The 26217-nt window shown below is 29.0% G+C and carries 20 protein-coding genes; 7 read left to right on the top strand and 13 right to left on the bottom strand.

Going from position 1 to position 26217, the window contains the following annotated elements:
* Positions 1-34: 34 nt before the first annotated feature.
* Both PZA12_RS07405 and PZA12_RS07400 read right to left on the bottom strand, forming a co-directional pair.
* Complete coding sequence (locus PZA12_RS07405; RefSeq protein ID WP_103697698.1) at positions 35-1216, bottom strand: M20 metallopeptidase family protein; 1182 nt, start codon at positions 1214-1216, stop codon at positions 35-37.
* 153 nt (positions 1217-1369) lie between these two features.
* Complete coding sequence (locus PZA12_RS07400; RefSeq protein WP_103697697.1) at positions 1370-3463, bottom strand: cell division protein FtsA; 2094 nt, start codon at positions 3461-3463, stop codon at positions 1370-1372.
* 266 nt (positions 3464-3729) lie between these two features.
* Between PZA12_RS07400 and PZA12_RS07395 the strand changes: the two genes are divergently transcribed.
* Positions 3730-4359, top strand: coding sequence for a hypothetical protein (locus tag PZA12_RS07395; RefSeq protein WP_103697696.1), 630 nt, complete (start codon positions 3730-3732; stop codon positions 4357-4359).
* Between the two features lie 500 nt (positions 4360-4859).
* Here the strand turns inward: PZA12_RS07395 and PZA12_RS07390 are convergent, their stop codons facing one another.
* Positions 4860-6602, bottom strand: coding sequence for a solute:sodium symporter family transporter (locus PZA12_RS07390; RefSeq protein ID WP_103697695.1), 1743 nt, complete (start codon positions 6600-6602; stop codon positions 4860-4862).
* Positions 6603-7275: 673 nt separating this feature from the next.
* On the opposite strand from PZA12_RS07390, the gene PZA12_RS07385 reads away from it, so the two are divergent.
* The 3 genes from PZA12_RS07385 (at position 7276) to PZA12_RS07375 (ending at position 11230) form a co-directional block, all read left to right on the top strand.
* Positions 7276-8394, top strand: a complete 1119-nt coding sequence (locus PZA12_RS07385) for a sensor histidine kinase (RefSeq protein ID WP_245159991.1) — start codon at positions 7276-7278, stop codon at positions 8392-8394.
* A 59-nt stretch (positions 8395-8453) separates the two neighbouring features.
* Complete coding sequence (locus tag PZA12_RS07380; protein ID WP_103697694.1) at positions 8454-10079, top strand: response regulator transcription factor; 1626 nt, start codon at positions 8454-8456, stop codon at positions 10077-10079.
* 155 nt (positions 10080-10234) lie between these two features.
* On the top strand, positions 10235-11230 hold the full coding sequence (locus PZA12_RS07375) for an arabinose ABC transporter substrate-binding protein (RefSeq protein WP_103697693.1): 996 nt from the start codon (positions 10235-10237) through the stop codon (positions 11228-11230).
* Positions 11231-11324: 94 nt separating this feature from the next.
* On the opposite strand, the gene PZA12_RS07370 is transcribed toward PZA12_RS07375, so the two are convergent.
* Positions 11325-13340 (bottom strand): ATP-dependent helicase, encoded by a 2016-nt coding sequence (locus tag PZA12_RS07370; protein WP_103697692.1) that lies wholly within the window; start codon positions 13338-13340, stop codon positions 11325-11327.
* A gap of 300 nt (positions 13341-13640) precedes the next feature.
* Here PZA12_RS07370 and PZA12_RS07365 point away from each other — a divergent pair, with 300 nt between their 5' ends.
* Positions 13641-15125 carry a nicotinate phosphoribosyltransferase gene (locus PZA12_RS07365; protein ID WP_103697691.1) on the top strand — a complete coding sequence of 495 codons (1485 nt, stop codon included), beginning with the start codon at positions 13641-13643 and terminating at the stop codon, positions 15123-15125.
* 142 nt (positions 15126-15267) lie between these two features.
* On the opposite strand, the gene PZA12_RS07360 is transcribed toward PZA12_RS07365, so the two are convergent.
* Both PZA12_RS07360 and PZA12_RS07355 read right to left on the bottom strand, forming a co-directional pair.
* A complete protein-coding gene (locus PZA12_RS07360) occupies positions 15268-15504 on the bottom strand; it encodes a hypothetical protein (RefSeq protein WP_236895129.1) in 237 nt (78 codons plus the stop codon).
* 142 nt (positions 15505-15646) lie between these two features.
* Positions 15647-15973 carry a hypothetical protein gene (locus tag PZA12_RS07355; protein WP_011968671.1) on the bottom strand — a complete coding sequence of 109 codons (327 nt, stop codon included), beginning with the start codon at positions 15971-15973 and terminating at the stop codon, positions 15647-15649.
* Positions 15974-16386: 413 nt separating this feature from the next.
* Between PZA12_RS07355 and PZA12_RS07350 the strand changes: the two genes are divergently transcribed.
* The gene (locus tag PZA12_RS07350) at positions 16387-16794 is read left to right on the top strand and encodes a Fur family transcriptional regulator (protein WP_103697690.1); all 408 of its coding nucleotides are present in this window, start codon (positions 16387-16389) and stop codon (positions 16792-16794) included.
* Between the two features lie 137 nt (positions 16795-16931).
* A complete protein-coding gene (locus tag PZA12_RS07345; RefSeq protein WP_103697689.1) occupies positions 16932-17855 on the top strand; it encodes a hypothetical protein in 924 nt (307 codons plus the stop codon).
* 291 nt (positions 17856-18146) lie between these two features.
* Here the strand turns inward: PZA12_RS07345 and PZA12_RS07340 are convergent, their stop codons facing one another.
* The 7 genes from PZA12_RS07340 to clpX form a co-directional block, all read right to left on the bottom strand.
* Positions 18147-18671, bottom strand: a complete 525-nt coding sequence (locus tag PZA12_RS07340; protein ID WP_078114952.1) for a hypothetical protein — start codon at positions 18669-18671, stop codon at positions 18147-18149.
* Between the two features lie 113 nt (positions 18672-18784).
* Positions 18785-19033: a hypothetical protein gene (locus PZA12_RS07335; RefSeq protein WP_077837945.1), complete on the bottom strand. Its 249-nt coding sequence runs from the start codon at positions 19031-19033 to the stop codon at positions 18785-18787.
* Positions 19034-19064: 31 nt separating this feature from the next.
* Positions 19065-19535: a hypothetical protein gene (locus PZA12_RS07330; RefSeq protein ID WP_077843493.1), complete on the bottom strand. Its 471-nt coding sequence runs from the start codon at positions 19533-19535 to the stop codon at positions 19065-19067.
* Positions 19536-19756: 221 nt separating this feature from the next.
* Positions 19757-20353 carry a ribosome biogenesis GTP-binding protein YihA/YsxC gene (gene yihA / locus PZA12_RS07325; protein ID WP_077843492.1) on the bottom strand — a complete coding sequence of 199 codons (597 nt, stop codon included), beginning with the start codon at positions 20351-20353 and terminating at the stop codon, positions 19757-19759.
* Positions 20343-22673, bottom strand: coding sequence for an endopeptidase La (lon, locus tag PZA12_RS07320; protein ID WP_077843491.1), 2331 nt, complete (start codon positions 22671-22673; stop codon positions 20343-20345). Before lon ends, yihA begins: the two co-directional genes overlap by 11 nt.
* Before the next feature lie 307 nt (positions 22674-22980).
* The gene (gene lonB, locus PZA12_RS07315; RefSeq protein WP_077837949.1) at positions 22981-24657 is read right to left on the bottom strand and encodes an ATP-dependent protease LonB; all 1677 of its coding nucleotides are present in this window, start codon (positions 24655-24657) and stop codon (positions 22981-22983) included.
* 247 nt (positions 24658-24904) lie between these two features.
* Positions 24905-26194, bottom strand: a complete 1290-nt coding sequence (clpX, locus tag PZA12_RS07310) for an ATP-dependent Clp protease ATP-binding subunit ClpX (protein WP_011968662.1) — start codon at positions 26192-26194, stop codon at positions 24905-24907.
* Positions 26195-26217 lie beyond the last annotated feature (23 nt).

The raw sequence follows: 26217 nt of genomic DNA, 5'->3' as shown, positions 1-26217 counted from the left end.
AATTTATTTTACATAAAATTGCAAAATAATACTATTACTTTGTTAAATAATTAAATGCTGCCAAAGCTTGAATAGAAACTCCAATTGGAAGACAATCCTCATCTATATTAAACAAATTACTATGTGCTGGCTCAGTAGTATTCTTTTCTTTATTTCCTGAACCTAAAAAATAAAATGCGCTTGGTCTTTCATTTGCAAAATAAGCAAAACTTTCAACTCCCATTTTAGGCGCTTTTTGTTCTAAAACATTTTCTTTTCCTAAAATTTCATTTGCGCTATCACTTATTAAATCTACAAACTCATCATCATTATATAAGCAAGGATAACTTTCTTCTATTTTTATTTCTGCTTTAGCTCTTGACATAACTGCAATCCCATTTACAATTTCATTTAATCTTTTTATTGCAAATGCTCTATCTTCTTTTGTCATTGTTCTAATCATTCCACTTAAAGTAGCTTCTCCTGGAATAATATTCTGAGCAGTTCCTGCATGTAATGTACCAACAGTTATAACAATCGGATTAACTGGTGATATTTCTCTACTTACTATTGTTTGAAGTGCTACTACAATATGACTAGCAATAACAATAGGATCAACAGTAGTATGAGGTGATGCTCCATGACCTCCTTGACCTGTTATCTTTATACTAAACGGATTTGAGGCTGCATTAACTACACCTTTTTTTATTTTTATAGTGCCACATTTTGTTTCCTCATCAACGTGAAGTCCAATAACGCAATCAACTCTTGGATTATCTAAAACTCCCTCATTTATCATAGGCGTAGCTCCACCAGTAGTTTCTTCAGCAGGTTCAAATAATAACTTTACTGTACCGGAAAACTTATCTTTATTATCATTTAATAATTTTGCTGCTCCCATAAGTATTGTTGTATGAGCATCATGTCCACAGGCATGCATTCTTCCATCAATTTTTGACTTAAATTCGCAAGTTTTCATATCCTTAATAGGAAGTGCATCAATATCTCCTCTTAAGGCTATAGTTTTATTATTTCCTTCTTTCGTACCTTTTATAATTCCGCATACACCTGTTTTTGCTACTTCAATATACTGAATGTTATTAGCTTCTAAAAAATCCTTAATTACTTTAGAAGTTCTAACTTCTTCAAATCCAAGTTCTGGATGTTCATGTAAATCCCTTCTTATTTTTACAAGTTCGTCTTTTATAAGATTAGCTTCTTTCTTGAAATCTATCACTTCTCTAATTCCTCCATATTTAATAATAATTAAATTTTTAAGCATATTTAAAGAAGACAATATGCCAATTGTACAAAATAAATTCGCATATCGGCTTATTTTAATTTTGAATATGCCTAAATTTAAAATATTAGCTTTAAGAAATAATAAGCTTTAATTATCACTCCAAAAAACTTCTATTATATCTCCATCTTTTATATTTGCTGTGTATGGTGCCTTTTCCCCATTTAAATTCAAGTTAATTATTCCTTTTGGAACTGTTAAGTCAAAATCTATATATTCAAATATATCTACTATTAGATATTGAACTTTTCCTTTCAATATTACGCTTTCTCCATTGATATTAACTGTTATATTATTAATTTCATCTTTAGCAATTGCTATTTCAATTTTGTCTGAATCATTATTTTCAGAATCTTCATCGCAGCTTTCTACATTCTGTATTTGTGTCGTCTCTTTATGATTTTCCTTATCATTTAACTGCGCAGCCTCTTCATGTCCTATATATGAATCCATTGCTTTAATTACAATGTGATCACCTTCTGAAATTTCATAATTATCTTCTAAGTATTCTCCACCTTTTAGTAATATTACTTCTTCTTTTAATATATACTTCTTAAATTCATTAACTTTACATGGCAAGAATACTCTTATTTCATCACCATTTTTTATTGTATAATCTAAACTTTCTATTTTCTCATTAACAAGCGTTACAGGTTCTATATTCATAATATTATCATCTAAATAAATAGAAACTGAATTTATGTTTCTTATATTTTCTGATAATTTAGGTGCTGCATCTTTTCCATTCTGTGCGTATTCTAGTATTATATTGTCATTTGCTTTAACTTCTGTTTCAAGAGTTGCTTCTTCTCCATTTATTGTGATCTTTGCATTAGTTCCATATTCACCAAAAACAATTCTTTTACATCCATTATAGTTAAACCTGACACTTTTACCATTTTTGCTTATAAGCAGCGATGGATTTATTCCCGCCTGAAGCAATACATCCATTATATTATGTTTATGGGAGTTAAATAAACTAATTGGGTCATTATTTAAAACAACATCAATAAAATCATTGCCCATACTACGTATCGCTGTTAAAGCTATTCCTAGAACAGTTACACCTGATGATCCCATATCATTATCTGAAACACACTCTATCACTGCCTGCCTATCTTTAATAGCTATTCTTTGAGGTGGTAATTTTAATTTATCAGCAATGGCCTCTAAAATTCCGGGTGTATGAGCTCCACCTCCTACTAAAAATACAGCACTTGGAGCCTTGCCCCCATTTAATTCTAAAATCTTTTTAGATATTTCTTCTCCAGTCTTAATAACAATAGAATCAATTAGTTTGTATACACTTTCTGATGATATTGTATTTTCCATACCCAGAACATCAATATATTTTATTTCTTCTTCTTTTACTATAGATCTTTTTATATTTTCAGCTGTATTAAAGTCTACTAAATATTCTTGAACAATAGTTTCTGTAATCTCATCTCCAGCCATTGGAACCATTCCATATGCAGATATACTTTCTTTAGAACTTATGGCTATATCTGAAGTTCCAGCTCCTATATCTACAAGCGCGATATTAAGCAGTCTTAAATTTTTAGGTATAGCAGCTTCCATAGCAGCTATAGGCTCTAAAGTCAAATTTACAACCTTTAAATTAACCCTATTCATTACTGCATAAAGTGAATCAATTACAGACCTAGGTAAAAAAGTTGCTATAACTTCTGCCCCTATGTTTTCTCCCTTATGCCCTAATAAATTAGATATTAAAAATCCATTTAAGTAGAAATTTCTAACTGAATATCCAACACAATATAGTTTTCCTTCAGTTGTAGAAGCTATCTGCTCCTCTGCTTTTTTTACAGCACTCAATTCAAGACTTCTTATGATTTCTTTATTAACTTCTTCATCATCATTAAGCTCAATATCTGCTCTCACATCAATAGTTCTTAAAAATCTACCTGCCGCCGCAATAGATACTTCATTTAGCTGTATTTCAAGTTCATCTTCGAGATAATTCTTAACTTTTTGAACAACAGACGCCACTAAATTAATATCGTGTATTTGCCCATCCACCATGGCTCTTTCTTCATGCTCTAAATATTTCTCGCATACAACTTGGAACTTCTTATCTTTTACTATTCCTACTGTACCTATAATTGACCTAGTTCCTATATCTAAGGCAAAAATTATATCCTTTTGATTAAATCTTTTTAATTCCATATAAACACAACCAACCTTTATTGTTTTATTTATATTTTTAACTCCTGCATAAATATACTATAAATTATATATTATAAGCCAATTACATACAATGACTTAAAATATTTGTTCACAATTTTGCATTACTTCAACTTATTTACTTATTAACTTCCCTCTGCTAAAATGGTAGAAGGTGTAATTGCCGTGATTTTAATACATCAAAATGATTAACTCTAGAAATAAATGTATACCAAATTAAAATCATTAGTTTTTAAGAGGGGGATAACATGCAAAGTAGACCTAATATATCTTTATTAAAAAATAACTACTTAGAGACCTATCATGCTATACAAGCATGTTTGATGCAACATAACTTTAGCCTTTTATTACCAAGAAATATAGAAAAACAAATTTTTGATATTGTATTTACAGCTCAAAATCAGAAAGTTCCAACAAAAAAATTAGAATGCAACAAGGATCTGGATAAGTTTTGTAATAAGTTAATTTATGAGTATAATTCTTCAGTGTCTGCTATTCAACAAGTACTTGAAGGAATATTTACTTTTTCAATACTAGTTTTTTTCTTTACTTTACTAGATGTTTTATTTGAAAAAGGAGTATTAATGAGCACCTTAATTACTTGTATTCTAATATCTATAGGGTATTTCATCTCAAATACTATTTTAAGACATAAGGAAACATCCAGTGCTAAACTTCGCTCCTTATTAATCTTTGGAATTGTGTTAATTCCATTTATGATTATGTCTTTTCTAAAGACTAAAATTCCTTCTTTAGCTGTCACCTTTCCATTTCTTGATAGTTTAATATTAACATTAGTAACTGGTGTTATTAGCTTTCTTTCATACTCCATACTTTCAAAAAAGTATGATTTGTTTATATTTATAAGACGTAAATAATTTAATATTTTAGAATGTATATATACCTCAATTTAATTTATACATTATTATTTTAATTAGCACTTAGATTATTAGAATTTTAAATGTAAGTTTATTATTGCAACATATATAAAAGCTAGAAAGTATTAAACTTTCTAGCTTTTTGCCTTGATTATAATAAATACAAATCTCCTATAAAGGAGCTAAGTAATGTTAAAAGAAAATAAATATTAAAAGGATGTTAATATTATATGAGAACATTAATCATTTAATGCACATCATTTATTGTTCTAAATAAAGCATTAATCAAAAAGTCTAAAATCTCCCCCTTAAATAAATAAGGTGGGAGATTTTATCTGAAGAGATGTTTGAAATTATATGGGTATAATATATTATGCAGAAACTCCTATAATAGTACTAACTTTATCAACTTACTAAATCATTATTTAAGTATGATTTCTGCTTATACATAATTAGGATTAAATATGTTCACCTATACTAAATCCCCAATGACTTTTTAGTTAAAAATCCAATTTCTCTACTGAATTTCTGTAAACTAACTCTGCATTATCTCCAGCTTTCTTTCTTAGACCTCTTGCCTTGACTACTTTCACTAATCCATACATTACTACTGCAATTACAGCTATAGGTACCAATGTTCTAATTCCTATTCCATTTCCACTGGCAAATCCTAATCCTGAGCAAACAACATACATTGATACCATCAAGAATAATACTACTCCACAAGCTTCATAACGATATTTCCATGGCTTAATATCTACTACTTTATTGTCTTTTAACACATATTCCTTTTCTCTTGGTTTTATTTTACCAATGATTAGCATAATCATACATGTGATTACAAATAAGATTCCTAATTGATGAAGGAAATGCATTTCTGGTTTTATTATTAATTGAAGTGTTCCATAAGTTAATACAAAAAATATTATTGATATTTTTGCTGCTATAGCCGGTACCTTTTTTGTTACATATCCTATAAAAACTATTGTGAATATAGGCACATTGAAGAAACCATTTACTGTTTGCAAGTATTGGAATAATCCTTGTGGTGCATACATTATAAATGGTGCTATAGTCATTGAAATTATAGCTAACACAAGTCCAAATATCTTACCCTTTGATATTATTTCCTTATCAGACTTTCCTGTTCCAAATACAGGACTATATACATTTAATGCAAATAAGGTTGATGCACTATTTAACACTCCATTAAACACACTTAATACTGATCCAAACATAGCTGCTGCAAAGAAACCAATCAAAGGTTTTGGTAATACATCGTTTACTAGTCTTGAATATAATAAGTCTGGATTTTCAACACCTGCTCCATATATATGAAAAGCTACTATTCCTGGTACTATAACTATTAATGGTGTTAATACTTTTAAAAGTCCTGCAAAAATTATTCCCTTTTGCCCTTCTGCCAAATTTTTAGCTGCTAATGCTCTTTGAATGATTGCTTGATCAGTTCCCCAATAATAAAGATTAACTAAAAGCATTCCTGTAAATAAAGTTCCAAAAGGTATAGGATCTTGTGATGTTCCTATAGCATTGAATTTATCTGAATGATTAACTAATATATTTGATAATCCTGTTGAAAAGCTTCCATGACCAAAATATATTATTCCAAATATAGGTACTATTAATCCTCCAATAGCTAGTCCTATACCATTTAATGTGTCTGATACTGCAACTGCTTTTAATCCACCAAGTATAGCATAAATAAATCCTATTATACCGATAATCCAAACCATAATCCAAATGCTAGCTGTATAGCTTATACCAAACATTTCTTGCACGTTAAATATTTGAGCCAATGCAATAGCACCAGAATAAAGAGTTATTGGAAGTAGATTCGAAACATAACCTAATAAAAATAATATTGAAACTATCTTTTTAACACCTGAATCGAAACGTTCTTCAAGAAAATCAGGCACAGTTGTAACCCCTTGTTTTAAATATCTTGGAAGTAAAAATAAAGCTACAATTACAAGAGTAATACCAGAGCCAACTTCCCAGCCCATAACACTCATATTGCTTGAATAAGCTTGAGCACTCATACCTACAAAATTAGATGCACTTAAATTTGTAAGTAATAAAGATGCCCCTATCACACCACCTGTCAAACTACGTCCACCTAAGAAATAAGAATCTTTTGAATTATTTTTTTGCCCCTTTAGCTTACGATACGTAATTGTTGCTACTAATACGATACAAAATAAAAATGAAATAACGGTTAACATGCTTTTTTCCTCCTTTAAAATTACGAACGTTTACATCTCACATAGAATTCCATAATTGATTTTAATAAGTACTCTAAATATAAACTGTTCATATTTCCGTAAACTACAGTATGTTATTGTTTTCTGTAATCGTTAATCACATTATATTGAAATCGTTCCATTATAAAAATCTTATTTATTAACTTTTCTTATAAAATATTAACTTAATTAAAAATAAATTTTATATATCCCTCTTTCATCGTTGGTTTTAAAAAATAATAAACATTTCTTTACTCCGATTTCCATACAGAACTCAATTAAAAATATTCATCATTTTTATTTAAAGATATATTCTACACCACATTTTTAATTTATAATTAGCCAGTACATAAATTTAAATCCACTATTAAGTACATACCTTCACTAGAATTCCTATACTCTTAGTGCTATAATTTCCTATGGTGATGATCAATGAAGGTAAAAAAAATCACAAAGATAAGAAATCGAATAACTATATATTTTTCAATTATAATACTTGGATAAATTTTCTTCTCCTAATACTTTTCCATTTAATTATGAGAATGCCGACTATGAAAAAAGAACAACTATAACTTATTTTTCTAGGTATTTGGATAAAGAAAACTACTCCCTTATCGGCTACCTTATGATCAATATAAAGAAAAAGAATTTATTTATGAATATAGATGATTACTGCCATGGAGTCTTTGACAGCACTTTTATTGTTGATAAAAATGGTAATCTGATTTATAAAATAGGAAATATTGATTATGACAATATAATGCTTGAAAAAGTTAATAATTATACTGTAAATGTTAATAACGTAAAATATATGGAATTTAATAGTGTTATAGAAGCATATCCAGAATGGAGAGTTATTGGATTAATATCTTTGGACTCTTTAACCAGAAACCTCGATTCTATTCGATGGTTAATTTATTGTATTGGTATTTTTAGTATCGCAGTTGTAATTTTTATCAGCCACTTTACTTCAAAGAAAATTACAGATCCTATATATGATATTACAAAAGCAATGAATAAGTTTGAAAATGGAGAATGGCCAGACAAGCTAGAAGCTAAAACCGAAGACGAACTTAAGTATCTAATAATTAGTTTTAATAAAATGATTTACAATATAAAAAATCTAATTGAACAAATCTATAAGGAAGAAGAGGAAAACAAGAAGCTTGAAGTTGAATCTATGAAAACCCAGCTGGATTTACTGCAATCACAAATAAATCCTCATTTTATACATAATACACTAAATACAATAAACTATTTGGCTATAAAAAATAATCAAAATGAAATAAGAGAACTTATTCAATCATTTAATGGTCTGCTAAGACAAAGCATATCAACAAGTAAAAAACTTATAACCTTAAAAGATGAACTTACATGCACTCAAAATTATCTGAAGATACAGAAGTATAGATATGGAGATATAGTTAAACTAGTATGTAATATTCCTGAAGAATTGAATAACTGTTTAGTGCCAAAACTTATTCTTCAGCCACTTATTGAAAATTCTCTTTATCATGGAATAGTGCCTAAAGGTTGTGCGGGGACTATAAAAATAGATATATTTCCACAAAAAGATTTTATAAAAATAAAAATTATCGATGATGGCGTAGGAATTAGTAAGAGAAAATCAACTCACAAAGGCTTTAATGGTATAAGCCTAGATAACATAAGTGAAAGACTCAGACTATATTTTGGAAGCGAATATGACTTAAAAGTATACAGCAAATCAGGAATTGGAACTTGTATAGAATTCAATATTCCATACATTTACTAGAGCACATTCTGAAAATAACAAGTCAATGTGCCTTAATTCTAAAAAAGGAGGCAAACAGCATGTATAAGGTAATGATTGTAGACGACGAAATACCGGCAAGGGAAATTCTCTCGTACATTATAAACTGGCAAGAAACTGATTTTCGAATAGTATATAGCGCTTCAAATGGTAAAGAAGCACTAGACAAATATGCTGATATAAAACCAGATCTTATTATTACAGATATACAAATGCCTATTATAGATGGTTTAGATTTAATAGAAGAAATACAGAAAATAAATAAATCTCAAAAATTTTTAATATTAAGCTGCTATGAGGACTTTACGTATGCGCAAAGAGCTATGAAAATGGGAGTAACAGACTACTTGATAAAAGATTTAATAACACCTAATGATTTATATGGAATATTAGCAAAGACTAAAACTGATCTTGATAATATGACTATAAAAAAAAGTGAAATAAGAAAAGAACATAAACTTTTAAATTTCCTAAAGGAAAATAAGGATATTGCACTAAGAAAGCTTATATTTAATGATATAAGTGAAGATGATTGTTATAACCTTATTGAAAACCTTAACCTTAATCTAAATGGAAAACTTTTTGTGCTGTTCCTCATCCAAATAGATAATTTTTTTAAGTATATAGAAGATGAAGAATTTTATACAAAGACTCTTAATGAAATAATAAAAAATGTTTCTGAAATTATCGAAGAACTCAACATTGGAGAATGCTTTTATAGTGAAAATGGAGAATTTACAGCTATTGTGCGCTTGACACCAACCATTAGTGAAGCAGATATAATAAATGAATGTTATTATTTAGCACAGGAAATAAGGAAAAGGATTTCCCTCATGCACAATATCAGCTTAACAATAAGTGTAAGCTCAACCTTTAAAAAGCCATTTAAAATAAAGAAATACTTTGATGAAGCATTTAAACTTTCTAAAATGAAGGTATTCCTAGGCAATGATACTATAATTTTAAATAATACCTTTGTTAAAAATTTAGACTTAGATACTGATACTTTAACAAAAAGAATTAATGCCATTAATATATCCATTGAACAAAATAATATTGAAAACTTAAAATCAGAATTAACTCATTTATATGATAAAGATATACGAGGGTTTATGCAGTTTAATTATCTAAACTATATTAACTCCTCTCTCCTAGATTTAGTAGTAAGAACTTGTAATAGATATTCTATAGCCTATGAAGATATTTTTTCTACTTCATATATACCTATAGAAATATTATCAACAAAAGAAACCGTTGAAGAAATGAGCGAATGGTTTCTTGAGATCTTCACTAAAATAATAAATATTAATTTTAATAACTCTTTTAAGAATAAATATAGTAAAAAGGTTGCTGATTCCATAGATTACATAACAAAAAATCTCTTTAATCAATCATTAAGCTTAACAGATATAGCAGAAAACATTAATGTCCATAAAGTTTATTTATGCAGAATCTTTAAAGAAGAAACAGGTGAGAATGTTACGCAGTATATTTTAAAAGCTAGAATTGAAAAATCTAAAGAAATAATTTTATCCACTAACTATAAGCTTTATGAAATATCAGACAAACTTGGATTTAATAGTCCTCAACAATTTAGTATCTTATTTAAAAAAGTTACAGGTATCACTCCCAACCAATTTAGAGACTCTTATTTTAAAAATCTATAGTTGGGTGATGGCTTACCGAAATCAGAAATATTTATTAAACATGTTCATCTATAATATCTATACTATATATTACCTATTTCTAATATAGTGATTTAGTTAATTTATAACTACTCCAAATATATATTTTAACAATTGTGAAAGGAATTTATATTTACATGAATAAGAAAATACTTTTAGTTGTAATAATAATTTTATCTAGTTTTGCTTTCTCTTGTGATACTACAACTTCTAAACAGAGCTTAAAAAAATCTGATTTAGTTATTGCTGTTATTTACAAAACTTTAGATGAAGCTTGGTTTCAGGAAGAAAGTGAAGCTGCTAAAAAGAAAGCTTTGGCTATGGGAGCAAAAGATGTAATTACTATAGATGCTAAAATGAATCCTGATGTGTATTTATCTGCTTTGGATAATTTAATTACTCAAAAAGTAGATGGTATATTAATATGCGTTCCTGATCAAAAATTAAGTAAGATCACTATAGATAGATGTAAGAAATCAAACATTGCTGTTATAGCCTGCGATGATCCTCTCACTGATGATGAAGGTAATTATATTGCACCATTTGTTGGAATAGATTCTAATCAAATCGGAAGGGATATGACTAGTCTCATGGTTGATTATTTAGAAAAGAATAATAAATTAAGTGATCCTAATTCTTCAGGACTTCTGCTTATGTCAATGGATTCTGTATCTAGTTGCATACCTAGAACTGAAGGACAATTAGAAACATTTAAAAATAAACTTCCAAGCTTTCCAAGAGAAAATATTTTTCAAGCTGAATATAATGGACAATCAGAAAAAAGTTTTTATTCTGCTGCCTCAACTATAACCTCTAATAAAAATATAAAAAATTGGTTTGTCATGTCTGCAAATGAAGCTGGCACCATTGGTGCAATAAAAGCACTGGATCAATCTGGTCTTGCAGAAAATTCTGTTGCTGTAGGGGTAGGTGGATATGTAGCAAAGGATGAATTTCAAAAAGAAAACTCTCCTCTTATAGCTTCCGCATACATAAGTGCTACAGAAGTTGGAGAAATCGCAGCTCAGGAACTTATGGAGAATCTTTTACTTAATAAAAATATTCCTGATAAATATTTGGTAAAAGATAAAGTGATTACAAAAGATAATTATAAAAATCTTGTGATTAAATAATTTAACAATAAAATAACTCCATTCACATAATAATTTCTCAACTGTTACATGAATGGAGTTCTACCAACTTAAATTTAATTATTATCTTTTTAATTTAACATTTTGATATTAAATTGTTATCAACCAAAATTTTCAAAGAAAAACTTCTAAAAATTCCATCATCAAACTTCAATTTAATCTTATCTTTGTCATTTTCATCAAATCCAGCAATCTCTCCAATACCATACGTTCTATGGGCTACTTTATTTCCAATCTCGTATCCATAAGTATCAACTGGCATATCATTTAATTTTCCTTCGATAATAAACCTCGAAACATCCTTAAATTGGCCTTTCCTGCTTCTCGGAGAAAATAGATAAAGGTTATCTATTGCCCTAGTTATTCCAACATAGAAAAGCCTTCTCTCCTCTTCTATATTATCTTTTATACTATTTGAATGTGGGATTGTTTCTTCTACACAATTTATAACATAGACATTTTTAAACTCCATTCCTTTCACACCGTGTATAGTACTTAAGATAACGCCTTCTCTCTTAGTTTTTCTTTTACTTTCCTCTATACTTTGTTTTACTTCCTCTATATGTTCTAGAAATTCAAATATAGTTTTATATCCTTCTGCTGATAATTTAAATTCTTCTATTATATCTTCTAAATCCTCAAAACTTTGATTAAATTTATTAGCATATTCCTGAAGATAATCTCTATATCCTAAATCCATTACTATATATGCGATTGCTGATGATAAAGATATCTTATTTAAATAGTTTATATCCTTTCTTAGCTCATCGAGTTTTTTCTTTTGAAATGGTGGTGTATCATCTTTGCTAATCATTATAGTGAATGGACTTTCTTCTCTATCATAATTTTTTATATAAAATAAATTTCCCTTACTTATATATCTGAAAGGCCTATTTATTATTTGCAAGAAACTATTTCTATCGAACTCATCTACACTTAATCTTAAGTATGAGATTAAATCTCTACAAATAAAATGCTCAAAAAAATTATATTCTCTATCAAGTAGCGTAAATGGAATCTTTCTTTTAGTTAATACATCAATAATAGACATAGACTCTATATTAGTCCTATACAATACTGCATTTTCTTCATAATTAATTCCTAAAGTTTTATTATTTATAACTATATCAGTCAAACTTTCTGCCTGCATCTTTTCATTATATGGATTAAACCACTTAACAATGCCATCACACTCTTTATTCCATTTTATATCTTTATTATTTCGCTTTTCATTATAGCCTATTACAGCTTTTGATTTATCAACTATATTCATTCTACTTCTATAATTTATAGATAAATAATATTTTTTCCCACCTATAAATATTTTATCAAAGTTAACCATATACTCTGGCTTTGACCCTCTAAAAGAATAAATACATTGATCTTCATCTCCCACTGCAAAAAGATTATTATCTTCCCCCTCATTTATTAACCTTAAGAAATCTATTTGCATTTCATCACAATCTTGAAATTCATCAACTAAAACATACTTGAATAATTTCCTATAAGACAACAACATATTCTTATCATTCTTTAGCAGATCTAATACTTCTATAGCTAGATCATCAAAATCTCTTTTATTATGTTCTCTTTTATACTCTTCATATTTTTCTAATGCTTCTTCAAAAATTTCTTTTGCAATTGATGGCTTAAACTCATTTAGAGGAACTCTTGAAGTTTTATACAAAGAAATGTTATTTATTGCTTCTTTAATCTTATCTTCATTAACTTCATCAAAGTATTTGCCTAAAATATTACTAACTATTTTGTGAACAACGGCTCCATCAATTATATCGATATTTCTTCCACATCTCAAAAGTATCTTATAAAATAATCCATGGAATGTCCCAAAAAATGGTGAACTGTTCGTATTGAATTTAGATACATATCTATTCTTCATATTCTGAGCTGCAGCTTTTGTAAATGTAATTACTATTATATTTCCATTAGCTACTCTTTTATGCTTTACTAGATAATCAACTCTATTTATTATAACCGTAGTTTTTCCAGATCCAGGTGCTGCAACTATCAAGACATTTTTTTCTTCTGCCTTTACTGCATCCATCTGATATTTATCAAGATCGTACCCCACTGTAATGCTCCTTCTTTCATTCCTATTTACATTTCAGCATTTATGAATTTCTTTATATAAGACTTACATATTTTAAATTCTTTCCATAATTACTATATGAATTTCATTTTCCTCTCATAATACTGAATATTTTCTACTTAAATTCAAAAAATTAATATATGTCTGATTTTAAGTTATAAGCAACTATATTGTAATCAAACTCTTATAGATGTACAATAGTTTTATGCATTTTAATTTATAATGGATTAAACGATAATTATAAAATAAAATTATTTACATGTTTTTTTAAAGGAGATTATTATGGATAATAAATCTAGTTTTAATGTTAAGGATGAACGAAATTTAACGATGTTAGTTGATTTTTATGAATTGACTATGGGTAATGGTTATTTCCGTAAAGGACTTAAAGACAAAATAGCATATTTTGACATGTTCTTTAGGCGAATCCCCGATGATGGCGGATACTGTATAATGGCTGGAGTTGAACAATTAATTGATTATTTAAGTACTTTAAAATTTACTGATGACGATATTACTTATCTAAGAAATAAACACGCCTTCTCCGAAGAATTTCTTGACTATCTAAGAGACTTCGATTTTAGTTGCGATGTTTGGGCTGTTCCAGAAGGAAACCCAGTATTTCCAAACGAACCTCTTGTAACTGTTCGTGGTCCCGTAATTCAAGCTCAATTCCTTGAAACAATGATTCTTTTAACAATAAATCATCAGACACTGATTGCCACAAAAGCTAATAGAATTTGTAGAGCAGCGGATGGGCGTCCTGTAATGGAATTTGGTTCAAGAAGAGCTCAAGGTTATGATGGTGCAATTTATGGTGCTAGAGCAGCTATTATAGGCGGATGTAGTTCAACAGCCTGCACTATGTCAGACAGAATGTTTAATATCCCTGCTGTTGGAACTATGGCTCATAGTTGGGTTCAATTATATGATACAGAATATGATGCTTTTAAAGCCTGGGCTGAAATTTATCCAGATGATTGTGTATTACTTATTGATACCTACAATGTCATAAAGTCAGGAATTCCAAATGCAATAAAAGTATTTAATGAAGTTTTAAAACCTCTTGGCAAGAGACCTCGTGGCATAAGAATAGATTCTGGCGATATTACTTATCTAACAAGAAAATGCAGAAAGATGTTAGATGAAGCTGGATATGAAGATTGTGGAATTGTAGTTTCTAACTCTCTTGATGAGCATATTATAAAAGATGTATTAGATCAAGGTGCATGTATAAACTCTTTTGGAGTTGGTGAGCGACTTATAACTGCTAAGTCAGAACCAGTTTTTGGCGGCGTTTATAAATTAGTTGCATTGGAAGGTGATAATGACATTATCCCTAAAATTAAAATAAGCGAAAATGAAGAAAAAATAACAAATCCAGGTTTTAAGAAGATAATAAGAATATTTGATAAAAACTCTCACAAGGCCATTGCGGATTTAATTACTTTAAGAGATGAAAACATTAACGAGAATGAACCATTAATAATATTCGACCCTATTCATACATGGAAGAGAAAAAAAATCAAGAACTATTACACTAAAGAACTTCAATCACCAATATTCAAAAGTGGAAAGTGCGTGTATAAATCTCCTACAGTTTTAGAAATAAAAGATTTTTCAAAACTTGAAACTGATAAGCTGTGGCCTGAAGTACTTAGATTTGAAAATCCTCATACTTATTATGTTGATTTATCACAAAATTTATGGTCTTTAAAACATTCTCTTCTTCATAAATATACAAACTCTTATGAAGCACAAGAGTAAAACTCTACAAAACTAAGTTAATTCGCGAACTTATCTATAAATATTATAATATTTTTATAGATCAAATAAACATATACTTCTTTTATCAATAAAAATATAGATTAGAATATTTTCATATATTCTAATCTATATTTCTTTAGCATTAATAGTTAATATTTGTTCTCTTTTCGTCATCATATATAGGCAAATTTAGAAAACCGTAGTCTTCTTTCATAATTTCCTTAAAATCGATACTGCTTGACTCACTACATTCATTAAAAATGCAAAGCTTATCATCTTGCCCTTTTAATGATTCACTTTTTATAGGGCATTCACTATAACACTCCACTTTCTCTTTTGTTGTTGACCAAAATGGACACCTACTCATAAAACCCGCCATCCTTTTCTCATCCTAATAATTTATAAATCTCATAAATTTATGAATTCATTATATTACAAACGCCCTTAAAAGTAAAGATTTTACAATGGAATTCTATGTAAAATTAAGGAGCATTTTTTATAATGCTCCTTAATTTTTATAATTATATTTGACAAATATTCTTAACAACTGATATATTTATAAGTTCATTTTGGAATGCTCTAAGTAATGCCTTTTCCAAAACTTTTTCTTTATCAAAGTTCTCTATGTCTCTACATTCAGAAAAAACTTTATTTTTCTCGCCTTTAACATTTTTATAAGTTAATGTCACATATGGCTTGTCATATTCTACTTCTAATATTTTTATTCCCCAAGATATTTGTGCGAAGTCTCCATCAACAGTTAATTTTGTTAATTCCTTTAACTTCTCATTATCCTTGCTTGGATCATTTACAATTATTAATTCGTCCCCAACTTTATATTTTCCCACAAAAATACGCCTCCTCATCAATTTCTATTTATATTTTTATCATAGGCTAAATGATTTTGATTAAGTCTGTAATAAAAATTATCATTTTTTTGTAGAAATAGTAATTATAATTACTATAGTATGTTAATTAATTAACACACTCTGCTTAGTTATATTTTAACAGACTTTTCTTTAATGTACAACAAATTTTTGATATTTTCATTCAATTATCAGAAAATTAATTGAAATTGCGTGTTTATTTATAATTAAATGTTCAAATTAAGCAAACTCAATCTTTTTCTTTGCATTTTTATTAACAATATTTCTCTAAATAATAATAATTGTTTAAAAATAGTATTAATTAATTAGTTGACTCCTTCTTTATTTCTATGCTATAATCGATACATAAAACTAATAGAAGTGAGGTTTTTAAAATGGATCAAATAGCTTCAGTTTTCAAAGAAAAAAAGCTAAAATTAACTCCTCAACGACTTGCAGTATATAACTATTTAATTAATACTACTTCTCATCCTTCAGCAGACGTTATTTATTCTGATATTCATATCCAATATCCAACTATGAGTTTAGCTACTGTATATAAAGCATTAAAAACATTAGTTGATGTAGGATTAATTCAAGAAATAAATGTTGGTGAAGGAAACTTTAGATATGATGGTAATTTATTACCTCATCCTCACTTACAATGCTTAAGTTGCGGAAGAGTAGATGATTTTAAAGATCTATCTCTAGATAATCTTAATGCTTTGGCAAAAGAGCATACTGATTATCAGATTGTTTCAAATAAGGTTTATTTTTATGGTTATTGTAGCAACTGCAAATAATTGTTATCTTTTTCATCCTGATCATAACTTAGGCAAGAAATATTTTGCTTGAAGTTATGGTCTTTTTTTATTTTATCGCTTTTATATTATTAATATGCATCACTATATCAACATATAATTTATTGAGGTGATACATAATGAAAATCATAATATTAAAGAAAAGGATTTTAGTAAACTCAGTACTATATATATCAGCATTATTTTTAATTTTAAGTATGGTTTACTTTATTTCTAATAAGTTTAAGTCCTTACAAACTATGTCTCCAATAAACATTACCCAAAATACACAATACGACTTAACAGGTGATGGCAAAAAAGATACTTTTCAATTATTAAGTTCACAAAATAAGGTTGATTTTAATATAAATTGTTTTGATAATGATCATTATCTTTCAAATCAGCTTAGTGACAAAACACTTTTCACAACTAATCTTCATTTTGAGCCTAAAGTTTATTTTCATAATCTTTCTAGAGATAATATTCCTGAAATTATACTTCTTGGCTCTAAAAATAATAAATCTACCTCTTATGTATTTAAGTGGAATAAGAAAAACTTTGATTTGCTTTATTCAAGTAATAATAATATTTTTGGTATATTGGATTGTAAAAATTCTAAGACTCCTCAATGTTATTCAATATCATCATCAGAAGGGCTTTCTTCATTAAATAGCTTTATGCTCATTAATAATGATATTTTAGATACTAGTAAGGATAATACAAATCTTCCATCATTAGATTCTGCAACAAGTTTTATTAATTTAGTTGAACTTCCTTACGTAGTTGATGATCTTCCTGATATCTTCTCTTCTGCAATTGACAAGGAGAATTTATCTTTACTTTGGAGTTTAGACAAAGATAATTATTCGTATACTTTTCAAAATGCCTTTTTCTATGATTATAAGTGGACTGACTCATTAGAGCCGTCAGCTATAAGGTGGAGACTATCTTTTGAAAAAAGCAATCTTAAAGGTACAAATAATAAGAGTGAGTTGATATTATTAATAGATTTTGAAAAGCAAGGTTCTTCTTATAAAATAAATAGTATACAAAAAGCTAAATAAATATAAAAGGCCGCATTAGCGGCCTAAAGGGGGATGAGGGGTTACTTAATGAAGTAAAAAATTTATCCGATAGTTGAACTGCCATTAACACATCAAACTCTTTAAATGTTAACCAAACGGCATTAAACTTCTGGATAAGTTTAACTAGATTTTAGATGGAAATACCTATCTAAATCAAGTCTTACTTAATAATAATCCATTAAGTTTGTAAGAGAATACTTTCTCTATTACATTAATATTATTGACATGATTTCTTTTTGTATACACAATTTAAAAAATAATTTTTATTTTTTACGCTTCTTTGAGTTCTCCATTCTTATAAGCTTCAATGATTCTATCAATAAACTTTATTCTATCCGGATGAGCATAGCTTCTAATTGCCATTAAAAATTCTAAGTTCGCATCCTTATCCTTAATGTTTTTATTGGTTGTAACATTGCTCTTTTTAACACCTTTATCTTCATTTAGATTTTCAGAATTTTTAGGATTCGTATTGCTAGAATATTCTTTAGGATTTGAATACATATTCTTATTATTTACATTACTTTGACTTCCACTCATATTTCCTTGAAATAAGTTATTATCTAAATTTAACCCCATCATTTGAGCTATTGAATTTAAATTTCCCAAATTAAATCCATTTGTATTCATTGAAGCTAACATATTCCCCATATTATTCATATCAAAATTTCCACCTAGTAATCCCATTAACTGCATAGGATCAATTCCAAAAGGTGCATTTCTAGCATTATCATTAATATTAGAACTAGTATCACTTGATGTTTGACCTTGTTCTCTATGTTTATGCTTAGCCATTTTAAAATCCTCTCACTTAAAATTGTCTCTTTTTAATATATGTATATCATTCTAAAAATGTTTATATTTTTATGCATTTTTTTAGAGGGCTTTAAAGCCCTCTATCCACTATCCTAGCAGCAATAACTACCTTGGTTTCCACTTCCTAAAAAGTCAGTGAAACAGCCACCACATAATAAGAATAGTAAAATAATCAAATAAGATTTATTGCAGTTTAATAAACCTGATCCGCATGCTATTAATAGGAATATAATTGGTGTGCAGCCACTTCCTCCGCCTCCAAATAAACCTGAATTATTAGACTCACAGCAGCACTCATGATGTTTCTTTTCACAGCAACATTTATTCTTCTTTCTAGACATATTTATCTCTCCTTCCTAAAAATTCAGAATTTTAGCAGCTAGCACCGCAACCAAAATTGTTATTATATCCTCCGCCTAAGCCAGGATTGAATCCGCCTCCAATTCCACAGCCACCATTAAAGTTATTATTGCAAAGGAATAGTATTACTAATATAAACAAATATGGTGAGCAGTTGCTTAAGAATCCACTACCATAGCTTCCGCTTCCGCTACCGCAGCAACACTCTTTTTTCTCACAGCAGCATTCTTTTTTTTCACAGCAGCAGTCATTTCCTCGTCTATTTCTGCCGCATCCACAGTAAAATAATATTAATAAAATCCAAATCCAGCTACCAAATCCGCAGCCACAAGCATTTCCAAATCCTTGTTGTCCAAAGCCATAACCTGCTCCTGGAAATCCTCCTATACCTGGTCCTCCGAAGTTTGGCCCGCAACTAGAACTGTTATCACAACAATCGTCATCACATGAATTTAAACCATTTAGGATATCATTCATCTCCATATTTATTCCTCCTTGGAAATATTTTTTTCTTTTTTATACTATATATTATTCCTACCTAAAATTTTTGACACTATTTTTTATAACTTATAATTATTTAAATTTTTTATCAACTATTTTAAGAAATAATGTCATTACTTAAATAGAAATAACCTCTTACAAATATTATATCTGTAAGAGGTTATTTGTTTACTATTATGCAAAAATTTATAAAAAGTATTTTACTAATCTAAATCTGTCGCAAATTCTAAGAAAAGATTATCTATTAGTTCATCTTTCCCATCTTTATTTAATGATGAGAAAAAATATAATTTGTCATCTGGATTTAATTTGAGCGTTTCTTTTATAACCTTCTCGTTTTTCTTCAATTCATTCCGTGTAAGTTTATCGCTCTTTGTAGCAACTACTATAACATCATAACCAAAGTGTTTTATCCATTCATGCATCATTATATCGTCACCTGTTGGCTTATGCCTTGAATCTACAAGCAAAACAACTCTTTTTAGCTGTTCTCTTCCAGTCAAATACATTTCAACAGTTTTCCCCCAGCTATCCTTCTCCGCCTTTGAAACTTTTGCATATCCATATCCAGGCAAATCAACTAAATAAAAATCATCATTTATAAGAAAAAAGTTAACTAATCTAGTTTTTCCTGGAGTCTGACTAACCTTTGCAAGTTTTTTTCTATTGGTTAATGAATTTATCAGCGAACTCTTTCCTACATTAGATCTTCCAACAAATGCAACTTCCACTCTATTATCTATAGGATATTGATTCTTCTTTACTGCTGACGTAATAAAATCTGATTTCTTAATTCTCATTAGTATCCTCTCCAATTAGTGCATTTTTCAATACCTCATTAACTTCTTTAGCTGAAATAATATTCAAGCTATTTCTAATCGAATTCGGTATCTTATCTATATCTTTCTCATTTTCTTTAGGAATTATTATAGTATCTACTCCTGCTCTAAATGCTGCTAAAGATTTTTCCTTTAGCCCACCAATCGGAAGCACTCTTCCTGTTAATGTAACTTCACCTGTCATTGCTACATTATGCTTAACCTTCTTACCAGATAGTGCTGATACAAGTGCAGTTACCATAGTCACGCCTGCCGATGGACCATCCTTAGGCACTGCACCTTCTGGTGCGTGAATATGAATATCCTTTTCCTTATAAAAAGTTTCATTTATCCCAAACTTAATCGCATTAGCTCTAACATAACTGTATGCTGTTCTTGCCGACTCTTGCATAACATCTCCAAGCTTACCTGTAAGTTCAAGTTTTCCTGAACCAGTCATAACCATAGCTTCTATTGGAAGCGTATCGCCTCCATATGCAGTCCATGCCATTCCTGTAACTACTCCAACCTTGTCCACTTTGTCTATTTGATCAAAATCAAACGTCTTCTTACCTAATAATTTTTCAACGCTTTCATTATTAATCAAAAATTCTTTTTGTTCTCTTTTTAACATTTCTGCTAATACTTTTCTTATTAAAGAACTTAATTTTCTTTCTAACCCACGAACTCCTGATTCTCTTGTATATCCTTCAATGACCATTTTAATAGAATCATCTTCTATCTCAATTTTATCTTGTGGAATATCAAGTTCTTTAAATATCTTAGGAATAAGATGATTTTTAGCTATATTGAATTTTTCTTCATACGTATATCCAGATACTTCAATAACTTCCATTCTATCTAAAAGCGGCCTTGGTATGGTTTCTAAAGAGTTTGCTGTTGCTATAAACATAACCTTAGACAAATCCATTGGCACTTCTAAATAACTATCTCTAAAATCTTTATTTTGCTCACTATCTAATATTTCTAATAATGCATCAGATGGATCACCTTTATAGCTTGAACTAATTTTATCTATCTCATCAAAAAGCATTAATGGATTCATAGATTTTGCCTCTTTCATTGCATAGACTATTCTACCTGGAATCGCACCAACATATGTCTTTCTATGACCTCTTATTTCAGCTTCATCCTTCATTCCACCTACAGATATTCTTGTATATTTTCTATTAATGGCATTAGCTATAGATTTTGCTATAGATGTCTTTCCTACACCTGGAGGGCCAACCAAACAAAGAATAGGTCCTTTTTGAGACTTACTGAATTGTTTTACTGCCAAATACTCTATAATTCTATCTTTAACGTCTTCCAATCCATAGTGTTCATTATCTAAAACCTCTCTTGCTTTAGCAACATTAATATTTTCCTTTGTATTCTTACCCCAAGGGATATCCAATACCCAGTCTAAATATGCCTTTACAACATTGCCTTCTGATGACGTAGGACTCATATTTTTAAGTCTTGATAACTCGTAATTAACCTTTTCTTTAACTTCACTAGGAAGTTTAGCTTTCTTGATTTTTTCTTCATACTTAGCTATTTCCTTCTTGTCCTCATCATCTTCACCTAATTCTTCTTGAATAGCACGCAACTGCTCTCTTAGATAAAATTCCTTCTGCTCTTTCGCAACTGTATTCTTTACTTTATTAGCAATCTTTTTTTGGATTTTTGCTATAGAAATCTCTATTTTAATTCTTTCTAATACTTTCTCTACTCTCTTCGTTATATCTACTATTTCCAAAATTTCTTGCTTAAGCTTTTCATCAGTTATTGCATAAGAAGCTACCATGTCTACAAACTGACTTGGTTTTTCCAGTGAATCTATTGATTTAACTGCTTCTCCAAAATTATCTTCACTTAACTTAAGTAGTTTCATAAATTCTTTATCCAAGAATTTAATATAGGCGTCTAATTCCTCATTCTTAACCACTTTATCATCTAATTTTTTTACTGAAACTTTTATATAACTTTCTTCTTCCTCTATATATTTAACTATTTTACCTCTTTCTTGGCCTTCCACAAGAACTCTAATAGTATTATCAGACATCTTTAAGATTTGCTTTATTTTACATATGGTTCCAATCGAATATATTTCATCTTGATTAGGTTCTTCTATCATTGAATCTTTTTGGCCTACAAGAAAAACTTCTTGTTCATCTAACATAGCTTGTTCAATAGCTGCTATGGATTTTTCTCTTCCCACATCAAAATGTACAACCACACTAGGAAAAACAGTCAATCCTCTTAAAGGAATTAGCGGAATCGTATATAGCTTTTTCATAGTACTATTTCCCCCCATATCTTAATTACATTATTTATTTTGACTTATCTAGTATACACATAATAAATATTTTTTTCAATGATTCTAAAAATAAAAAACTCATTATATATTGTATAGTTTACAAAACAAATATACCTAGTCACTTGCTTTGTAAACTTACAATAATTTTGTTTAATAAAACAGCATATACATTACTATAAATACTATTTAGTTTATCTATTATAACATAATATATTAATTTTAAAAGAAAAAGTGTAAAAATATTAAGATTTATTCATATTTTACTGTACTAATTAAAAATATAACTTTACAAGTTATTCAAAATGTTATTGCCTTCAGCTGATAATATTTCTCGCTCGCTTTCATTAATTATATCTTCTTCTATAGCCAACTTAATTACCTCTTTAAAATTTGTTACAGGAATTATTTCTATTTCACATATTTCATGTAGTGATTCATCATAATTTTCTTGTGGAATTATAACTTTTTTTGCACCAGCTTTAAATGCTGCAGATATTTTGGCCTTAACTCCTCCTATAGCTTTTACAGATCCTAATATGCTTATTTCTCCAGTCATAGCAACAAACCTATTTATTTTCTGTTTAGTTATAGCGCTATAGATAGCTGTTGCAATACTTATACCAGCTGATGGGCCATCAACTGGTATTCCTCCTGATATATTTACATGTATATCATATCTATCAGTTGATAAATCGAATAAATTATCTAATACTGTAAGCACATTTTGAACAGATGCAAAAGCAGTGCTTTTCATTTTTATTTTTTTATTGTTATTAGTTATCTCTTCCTCTTCAACTATTCCAGTTATTTTAAGTTCGCCTCTTCTACCTGTAACTTTCTTACAACTAACTTCAAGAGGCATTAACATTCCAATGTTTGCTCCATATACTGCTAATCCATTAACAACCCCAACTCTAGATTGAGATGGTATCTTATTTGAAATTATTTTATTATACTGTCCATTCTCTAATACCCACTTAATATCATCTAATGTAATCTCACTTCTATCTTCATTAATAGCAATTCCAGATGCCAGCTGAATCAAATTTATTACTTCTCTGCCATTTGTGCAATATTTACTTACTTCTTCAACACCATCTTTTGAAATTTGCAATCCAACTTTATTAACACAATTTTCAGCTATTTTCTCTATTTCTTCAGGCAATAATGCTCTAAAAAAGATTTCAACACATCTTGATCTTATAGCTGGTATGATTTCATGTGGCGCTCTTGTTGTTGCTCCTATTAATCGAAAATCTGCAGGAAGCCCATTCTCAAATACTTCCTTTATGTACTTAGGCATATTAGCATCTTCTGAACTATAATATGAACTATCTAAAAACACTTTTCTATCTTCTAATACCTTTAATAACTTATTTAACTCAATTGGATGAAGCTCTCCAATCTCATCTAAAAATAATACACCTCCATGAGCTTTTGTAACAGCTCCTGCCTTTGGTTGCGGAATTCCAGCTATACCTAAAGAACCAGCTCCTTGATAAATCGGATCATGCACTGAACCTATTAGCGGATCTGCTATTCCTCTCTCATCAAATCTCAATGTGGTTGCATCTAACTCAACAAATTTTGACTTTTCTGTAAATGGCGATAGTTTAGATTTTCTAGCTTCCTCCAACACCAATCTAGCTGCCGCCGTCTTTCCAACCCCTGGTGGTCCGTAAATTATAACATGTTGAGGATTCGGTCCGCAAAGAGCAGCCTTTAATGCTTTAATACCTTTTTCTTGCCCTATTACCTCATCAAAACTAGATGGTCTACTTTTTTCAGTAAGTGGCTTAGATAAACTTATTTGTCTTAATCTATTTAGATTATTTAATTCCTTAGTATTTTCCCTATCAATTATTATCTCCCTATTTTTTTGTGGTTTACTTATTGCATTACACATAACATAAACCATGAGAATTAGAACTATAATTTGCAAAATCATTAATATATTTGTCATAATCTTTAAATATACTTACCTTTACTAATATATACATTTTATTTCCTTATTATTACTAAAGTAAATATACTTTGCCTCCTTCAATTTTTATTATTAGTATTATTTGCTTATTATTGCAAATATATTCTTGATTTTGAAATATAAATAAAAATAATCCAATATTTAAAATACTAAAAACTTGTAAAAAACGCTAAATAAGTCAGTATATATTAAAAAATATATACTGACTTATTATTCTCGCTAATAATTAAGCTGATTCAATATCTTTCTTAGTTCTAGCTTTTACTAAAGTAGGTCTAATCTTTCCTTCTTCTACTCTTTCAATTCTAGGCTGCTTTTTCTCTTTAATAGCCTCTTCAGTTATTATAACATTAGTTATTCTATTATCAGAAGGTATCTCATACATTATTTCATTCATTATATCTTCAATAATAGCTCTTAAACCTCTAGCACCTGTCTGTCTGCTAATCGCTTCTTCTGCTATTGCGATTAATGACTTTTCGTCAAACTCTAACTTAACATCATCTAGCTCGAATAATTTCTTATATTGCTTTACAAGAGCATTTTTAGGTTTAGTTAAAATTTGAATTAAAGCTTCTTTATCTAAAGACTCTAACGTAACTAGTATTGGAAGTCTTCCAACAAATTCAGGAATTAGCCCAAACTTTAATAAGTCTGCTGGCATAATTTCTTTAAGTAAGCTTCCAACATCCTTTTCATGTTTAGCTTGAATTTGTGCTCCAAATCCCATAGAACTCTTTCTTGTTCTATTTTCTATTATCTTATCAACACCATCAAAAGCTCCACCACAAATAAATAATATATTAGAAGTATTTATTTGGATAAACTCTTGATGAGGATGTTTTCTTCCACCTTGTGGAGGAACAGATGCAACAGTTCCTTCTAGTATCTTTAACAATGCTTGTTGAACACCTTCACCTGATACATCACGAGTAATAGATGGATTTTCTGATTTTCTAGCAATTTTATCTATTTCATCTATATAAATAATGCCTCTTTCAGCTTTTTCTACATCATAATCTGCATTCTGTATTAGTTTAAGAAGAATGTTTTCTACATCCTCTCCAACATATCCAGCTTCTGTTAATGTTGTAGCATCAGCAATTGCAAAAGGTACATTTAAAAATCTTGCTAATGTTTGAGCAAGTAGTGTTTTACCTGAACCAGTTGGCCCTAGTAGTAAAATGTTACTTTTTGATAATTCAACATCAATATCTTCTTTATTAGTATTAATTCTTTTATAATGATTATAAACTGCTACTGCTAAAGATTTTTTTGCTCTTTCTTGCCCAATGACATAAGAATCTAAGTATTCTTTAATCTCATTTGGCTTTGGTACACTTTTAGGGTCAAAATCAACAGTTTCTTGGAATTCATCTGCTATAATTTCAGAACATAAATCAATACATTCATCACAAATATATACTCCCGGACCTGCAATTAATCTTTTTACTTGTTCTTGAGTTTTGCCGCAGAAAGAACACTTTAACTGCTTCTTTTCATCATATTTAGCCATACATTCACCTCACTTAAAAACGT

Source organism: Clostridium beijerinckii, from assembly GCF_036699995.1.
Lineage (GTDB): Bacteria > Bacillota > Clostridia > Clostridiales > Clostridiaceae > Clostridium > Clostridium helianthi.
Note: the sequence above shows the minus strand (reverse complement) of the source record. Positions and strands in the feature narration are given on the sequence as shown.